The sequence below is a fragment of the Pseudomonas edaphica genome, assembly GCF_005863185.1.
Lineage (GTDB): Bacteria > Pseudomonadota > Gammaproteobacteria > Pseudomonadales > Pseudomonadaceae > Aquipseudomonas > Aquipseudomonas edaphica.
Genome location: NZ_VBVZ01000361.1, coordinates 1 through 6,421 on the forward strand (window position 1 = coordinate 1; position 6,421 = coordinate 6,421).

Here is a 6,421-nt window from a genome sequence, read left to right on the forward strand (position 1 = left end):
ATCGCAGGCAAGCCAGCTCCCACATTGGTTTTTGCGTCAGGCGAACGAGCGGATGTGCGTCGCCAACGCTGCCAGTTCCCCATCATCGGCCCGCACAAAATCGTGGGATGAGATATAGCCCTCATACGCCGCAAAAAACTTGTCGACTTTGGAGCTGATGGGCTTGAACGCGCTGTCCTGCCCCGTGCCGTGCATGGGAAACAGCTTCGCATGCAGATGGTCCACGCCGTAGCCTTCGAGCATCATCCCCGTGCGCGCCACGTCGGGAAACGCCCGATCAATCAGCAGTGCGGTTTTCTTGGTCGCCACAATCAACGCGGACAACACCGCATCCGACTGCGCGAACGCGTAGCTGCCGTAATGCTGTTTGGGGATCACCACGCTGAAACCAGGCGTATTGGGGAAGATCGACAGGAACGCCATATGCTGGTCGTCTTCCCAGAGGATATGGGCCGGGGACGTCTTGCGGACAATGCTGCAGAAAATACAATCCATTCAAATCACCGTCAGTTTCAGTGTGCGAGCCGAGCCTCCAAAGGTAAGGCAAAAATGTCGCGCCCTAGTTAAAGATTAAATAATCCATAAATAGCTTGGCGCATTGGAATTGGCCTGATACGGTTTAGTGGATTTATTAATCCACTAAAAACAGGCACACCCATGACCGCTCATCTCGCACGTTTTACTGACAAAGTCGCCCTGGTAACCGGCGGCTCCCGTGGCATCGGCGAAGCCATCGTACGGCGCCTGGCGGCTGAAGGCGCGGCAGTGGCCTTCACCTATTCCGCGTCGGCTGACAAGGCGCAGGCACTGGTCGGCCAGATTCAAAGCCAAGGCGGCACAGCCCTGGCCATTCAGGCGGACAGCGCCGATGTGGTGGCGATTGCCCGAGCCGTGACCACTACCGTTGCGCATTTCGGCACGCTGAATATCCTGGTTAACAATGCCGGGATCTTGCAGCTCGGCAGCGTGGACGAATTCAGCCTGGAAGACTTCGACCGCATGTTCGCCGTGAATGTACGCGCGACATTCGCCGCCGCGAAAGCCGCGTCAGCAGTGATGCGCAGTGGTGACAGGATCATCAGCGTGGGCAGCGTCGTAGCGCAGCGCTCAGCCTTTCCGGGCTCCAGCGTCTATAGCATGACGAAGGCGGCGATCGCCGGTATGATCCGCGGCCTGGCGATTGATTTTGCCCCGCGCGGCATCACCGTCAATAACGTCCAGCCCGGCCCGACCAGCACTGACATGAACCCGGCAGACGCGCCGCATGCCGACCTGATCAAAAGCCTGGTGCCCTTGGGCCGTACAGGCACGGCTGACGAAATCGCCGGCATGGTCGCCTATCTCGCGTCTGAAGAAGCTGCCTTTGTGACCGGCGCCAGCCTGAGCATCGACGGTGGCTACCTGGCCTGACCCTTCACTTTCCAGAGGTACCCCATGGCAAGACCCCGAGCCTTCGACCGCGACCAGGTGCTGCAACACGCCATCCGCGTATTTTGCGACAAGGGTTTTGCCGCCGCCTCAACCGAAGAACTGATGCAGGCCATGGGGCTGAGCCGCCAGAGCATGTACAACACCTTTGGCGACAAACGCCAGTTGTACCTGCAGGCCATGGCCGAGTATCAGCGCACGGGCGTCGACGACCTGATCGAGCGTCTGGGCCAAGGCCCGACACCGCTGCAAGGCCTGCACGACACCCTGAACTCCTTCGCCACCCGCGCCCTTCGCGAAGGCACGGCCGGGTGCATGGGCGTCAATGCGATCTGTGAGTTTGGCCAGGAAGATGAAGAAATCAATCAGCTCACCGCACACAGCGCCGAGCGTTTGCGCCGTGCATTTGAGCAGACCCTGAGATGTGCGCAGGAACAGGGTGAACTCGTGCCGGGCACCGATTTGCCGGCCGCCTGCGACTTTCTGATGGCCACCCTTAGCGGCATGAAGATTGCCGGTAAGGGCGGCGCTAGCGTCGAGCAGTTGGCTAACATCGCAGGGTTTGCAATTCGCGCACTGGGCGCCAAGGCGTAATTACAGGATCGGCGCGCCGAAGCGGTTCAAGCGCGGCATCCAATGATCGAGGATTTGCGCAGATGCCAGCACATGATGCGCGTGCCCGATCAACAAGCGGCGTGGCACAAAGCCGATGTAGCGCGAGTCATCGCTGTTGTCGCGGTTGTCACCCAGCATGAAATAACTGTCGGCAGGCACGGTGACCGGGCCGAAATTTCGCAATGCCCGAACCGTGGGCATGAACTGAATGCTGCGCTGACTGTTGCTCGCATGCTCGATCAGCTTGATACCCGGCACTGTCTGGCCTGGCACGATCGGTTCGCTGATGTCCTGGCCATCACTGTAGGTAGCCGGCGTGCCGTTGACCCACAGCACTTCATCTTTCATTTCCAGGGTATCGCCGGGAATGCCGACGATGCGTTTGATCAAGCGCATGCCGTCCTTGGGTGACGAGAAGGTCACCACATCACCGCGTTTTGGGTCATCCAGCTTGGCCAGGGATATATCCGTAAGCGGCAACTTGAGGTCATACGCCACGCGGTTGACCAGCACAACATCGCCCTCCAGCAACGTCGGGCGCATCGACCCGGACGGGATGGGGTTCCAGTCGGCCAGGGAGGTGCGGAACACGCCGAAGCACAGCCAGAAAAGGATGACGTAACGGTAGCGGCTCAACCAACTTCGCATACAGCCTCGCACTAAAAAAGCGGCGCAGACAGCCGCCGGAAAACCCAGGGTAACATTTGGCAATACTCGCTTATTACACCGGAGGATTAAATTAACATTAGCGTTACGGCCCACATTGATCGTCCCCACGCTCTGCGTGGGAATGCATCCCGTGACGCTCCGCGTCACCTTGCACAGGGCTTGAGGTGTTTGCCAAAAGCAGGACGCAGAGCGTCCAGGGCGGCGTTCCCACGCAGAGCGTGGGAACGAGCCACGCTTGCACAATAAAAAACGCCCCGAACCAGTCGGGGCGTTTTTTATTCAGGGTTTACCGATCAAGCCTGATCAGCCAACCGCCACGTTGTGCCGCCCTTCCCGTCTTCCAACACCACACCCATCGCGGTCAGTTGGTCACGGATACGGTCGGACTCCGCCCAGTCTTTGCCTGCACGGGCAGCCAGGCGCGCTTGAATCAACGCGTCTACTTCAGCGGCATCTACACGCCCTTCGGCGCCGGCTTGCAGGAAGTCATCGGCTTCCATCTGCAGTACACCCAACACGCTGGCCAGCTCTTTCAAGCGCGCAGCAAGACCAGCGGCTGCATCAAGATCACTCTCACGCAGACGGTTGATCTCACGCACCATCTCGAACAGCACCGCGCAGGCTTCCGGCGTGCCGAAGTCGTCGTTCATGACCTCGGTAAAGCGTGCCACGAAGGCTTCGCCGCCGGCCGGCGCCACGGCCGGCAGGCCTTTCAACGCATGGTAGAAACGCTCCAGGGCGCCTTTGGCGTCCTTGAGGTTGTCTTCCGAGTAGTTGATGGCGCTGCGGTAGTGGCTCGACACCAGCAAATAACGCACCACTTCCGGGTGGTACTTTTCCAGCACATCGCGGATGGTGAAGAAGTTGTTCAAGGACTTGGACATCTTCTCGCCATTGATGCGGATCATGCCGCAATGCATCCAGGCGTTGGCGTAGGTCTTGCCGGTGGCGGCTTCGCTTTGGGCGATTTCGTTTTCGTGGTGCGGGAACTCAAGGTCGCTGCCGCCGCCATGAATATCGAAGGTCTCGCCCAGGCAGCAGGTGGACATCACCGAGCATTCGATGTGCCAGCCCGGACGCCCGGCGCCCCACGGCGATTCCCAGCTCGGCTCGCCGGGCTTGGTGCCTTTCCACAGCACAAAATCCAGTGGATCCTGCTTGGCTTCGTCGACTTCGATACGTGCGCCGATGCGCAGGTCTTCGATTTTCTTGCGCGACAACTTGCCATAACCCATGAACTTGGCGACGCGGTAGTACACGTCGCCATTGCCTGGGGCGTAGGCGTAACCCTTGTCGATCAGGGTCTGGATCATGCTCAACATGCCCGGAATGTGATCCGTGGCGCGCGGCTCCATGTCCGGTTTGAGGATGTTCAGACGCGCTTCATCCTCGTGCATCGCGGTGATCATGCGCTCGGTCAGCACATCGAACGGTTCGCCGTTCTCGCGCGCCCGGTTGATGATCTTGTCTTCGATGTCGGTGATGTTGCGCACATAGGTCAAGTCATAGCCGCTGAAACGCAACCAGCGGGTCACCAGGTCGAAGGCAACCATGCTGCGGCCGTGACCGATGTGGCAGTAGTCGTACACGGTCATGCCGCACACGTACATGCGCACCTTGTTGCCGTCCAGCGGCTTAAAGACTTCTTTGGTCTTGCTGAGTGTGTTGTAGATCGTTAGCACAACGGCTTCCTTAGAGAATCACTGGCCCCACGAATCACGCAAGGTCACGGTACGGTTGAAGACCGGATGACCAGGTTTGGAGTCCTTGATATCCGCGCAGAAGTAACCTTCGCGCTCGAACTGGAAACGGTCTTCCGGCTGTGCGTCGCCAAGCGATGGCTCGGCACGACAACCCGTGAGAACTTGCAGGGAGTCAGGGTTGATGTTGTCCAGGAAGCTGGCGCTGTCTTCAGCCTTCTCAGGGTTCGGTGAACGGAACAGACGATCGTACAGGCGCACTTCGCACTCGATGCTGGCAGCAGCCGGCACCCAGTGAACGACGCCTTTGACCTTGCGGCCTTCAGGGTTCTTGCCCAGGGTTTCCGGGTCGTAGGAGCATCGCAGTTCGACGATGTTGCCATCGGCGTCCTTGATCGCTTCGTCGGCACGGATCACGTAGCTGCCGCGCAGGCGCACTTCGCCGTTAGGCTCCAGGCGCTTGTAGCCTTTCGGCGGCTCTTCCATGAAGTCATCACGATCGATGTAGATTTCACGCGCGAACGGCAGCTTGCGCACGCCGAGTTCTTCTTTTTGCGGGTGACGCGGCAGTTCGAGGTGGTCGACCTTGTCTTCCGGATAGTTGGTGATCACGACTTTCAACGGGCGCAATACGCACATGGCGCGCGGCGCGTTGGCGTCCAGGTCCTGACGGATGCTGAACTCGAGCATGCCGTAATCGACCACGCCGTCGGAGCGGTTGGTGCCGACCATGTCGCAGAAGCTGCGGATCGACGCCGGGGTGTAGCCGCGACGGCGGAAACCCGACAGGGTGGACATGCGCGGGTCATCCCAGCCATGCACGTGCTTTTCGTCCACCAACTGCTTGAGCTTGCGCTTGCTGGTGATGGTGTAGTTCAGGTTCAGGCGGCTGAACTCGTACTGACGCGGGTGCGCCGGAACCGGCAGGCTGTCGAGGAACCACTCATACAGCGGGCGATGGCTTTCGAACTCCAGGGTGCAGATGGAGTGGGTGATGCCTTCGATGGCGTCCGACTGACCGTGGGTGAAGTCATAGTTCGGGTAGATGCACCACTTGTCACCGGTCTGGTGGTGATGGGCGTGGCGGATGCGGTACATGATCGGGTCGCGCAGGTTCATGTTCGGCGAGGCCATGTCGATCTTGGCGCGCAGCACGCGGGCGCCGTCCGGGAACTCACCGGCGCGCATGCGGTTGAACCAGTCGAGGTTCTCTTCTACCGAACGGTCACGGAACGGGCTGTTCTTGCCCGGCTCGGTCAGCGTGCCACGGTATTCCTTGGCCTGCTCCGGGGTCAGGTCGTCGACGTAGGCCTTGCCGGCCTTGATCAGCTCGACGGCCCAGTCGAACAACTGGTCGAAATACTTGGACGCATAGCGCACTTCACCGGACCATTCGAAGCCCAGCCACTTGATGTCGCTTTCGATGGCGTCGATGTATTCCTGGTCTTCCTTGGCCGGGTTGGTGTCGTCGAAACGCAGGTGCGTGACGCCACCGAACTCCTGGGCCAGGCCGAAATTCACACAGATCGACTTGGCGTGACCGATGTGCAGGTAGCCGTTGGGCTCTGGCGGGAAGCGGGTGACGATCTGCGTGTGCTTGCCCGAATCCAGGTCCGCCTGGATGATCGGGCGCAGGAAATTGACCGGGACGGCAGGTCCGGCCTTGGAATTCGAGGTAGGGTCGACAGTGGGCTTGCTCATAGGATCCTTGAACAGACAGGTTCGTGGCCGGTTGGGGCCAGATAAAACAAAGGCGATATCATAGCCGATGCTGTCAAGTACCTGACAGAGCAGCACCGAAAACTGCTGCATTTAATGCACCGGCGGTAAAAAACCACCTCGAAATTCCTGCCGGGCACGCTAAACTGCGCGCCTTGGCACACATTTAGCCAAACCGGTAGCGGCGCCTTGGCGTCCAAACCCACGAATTCCCTGAAAAGAGTAGTGAACATGACTCAAGTCAAACTGACCACCAACCACGGTGACATCGTCATCGAGCTGAACGCCGA

Annotated in this window: 6 protein-coding genes; 2 read left to right on the forward strand and 4 right to left on the reverse strand. The window is 59.5% G+C overall.

The features are described from left to right. Nucleotides 1–36: 36 nt before the first annotated feature. Nucleotides 37–495: an HIT family protein gene (locus tag FEM54_RS21440; protein WP_017134689.1), complete on the reverse strand. Its 459-nt coding sequence runs from the start codon at nt 493–495 to the stop codon at nt 37–39. A gap of 162 nt (nt 496–657) precedes the next feature. On the opposite strand from FEM54_RS21440, the gene FEM54_RS21445 reads away from it, so the two are divergent. Further along, a complete protein-coding gene (locus tag FEM54_RS21445; RefSeq protein WP_017134690.1) occupies nt 658–1,410 on the forward strand; it encodes a 3-oxoacyl-ACP reductase family protein in 753 nt (250 codons plus the stop codon). Between the two features lie 24 nt (nt 1,411–1,434). Next, a complete protein-coding gene (locus FEM54_RS21450; protein WP_017134691.1) occupies nt 1,435–2,022 on the forward strand; it encodes a TetR/AcrR family transcriptional regulator in 588 nt (195 codons plus the stop codon). Here FEM54_RS21450 and lepB read toward each other — a convergent pair whose 3' ends face one another. The 3 genes from lepB to FEM54_RS21470 all read right to left on the reverse strand — a co-directional run bounded on the left by lepB (nt 2,023) and on the right by FEM54_RS21470 (nt 6,113). Then, nucleotides 2,023–2,691 carry a signal peptidase I gene (gene lepB / locus FEM54_RS21455; protein ID WP_099550545.1) on the reverse strand — a complete coding sequence of 223 codons (669 nt, stop codon included), beginning with the start codon at nt 2,689–2,691 and terminating at the stop codon, nt 2,023–2,025. A gap of 314 nt (nt 2,692–3,005) precedes the next feature. Further along, complete coding sequence (gene cysS / locus FEM54_RS21465) at nt 3,006–4,394, reverse strand: cysteine--tRNA ligase (RefSeq protein ID WP_017134693.1); 1,389 nt, start codon at nt 4,392–4,394, stop codon at nt 3,006–3,008. Between the two features lie 18 nt (nt 4,395–4,412). Next, nucleotides 4,413–6,113, reverse strand: a complete 1,701-nt coding sequence (locus FEM54_RS21470) for a glutamine--tRNA ligase/YqeY domain fusion protein (RefSeq protein ID WP_026013499.1) — start codon at nt 6,111–6,113, stop codon at nt 4,413–4,415. Nucleotides 6,114–6,421: the final 308 nt, after the last annotated feature.

Bases quoted from the DNA above. Each gene is read 5' to 3' on its own strand.
- FEM54_RS21445 (WP_017134690.1), top strand. From the start codon at position 658: ATGACCGCTCATCTCGCACGTTTTACTGACAAAGTCGCCCTGGTAACC.
- FEM54_RS21440 (WP_017134689.1), bottom strand. From the start codon at position 495: ATGGATTGTATTTTCTGCAGCATTGTCCGCAAGACGTCCCCGGCCCAT.
- FEM54_RS21450 (WP_017134691.1), top strand. From the start codon at position 1,435: ATGGCAAGACCCCGAGCCTTCGACCGCGACCAGGTGCTGCAACACGCC.
- FEM54_RS21470 (WP_026013499.1), bottom strand. From the start codon at position 6,113: ATGAGCAAGCCCACTGTCGACCCTACCTCGAATTCCAAGGCCGGACCT.
- lepB (WP_099550545.1), bottom strand. From the start codon at position 2,691: ATGCGAAGTTGGTTGAGCCGCTACCGTTACGTCATCCTTTTCTGGCTG.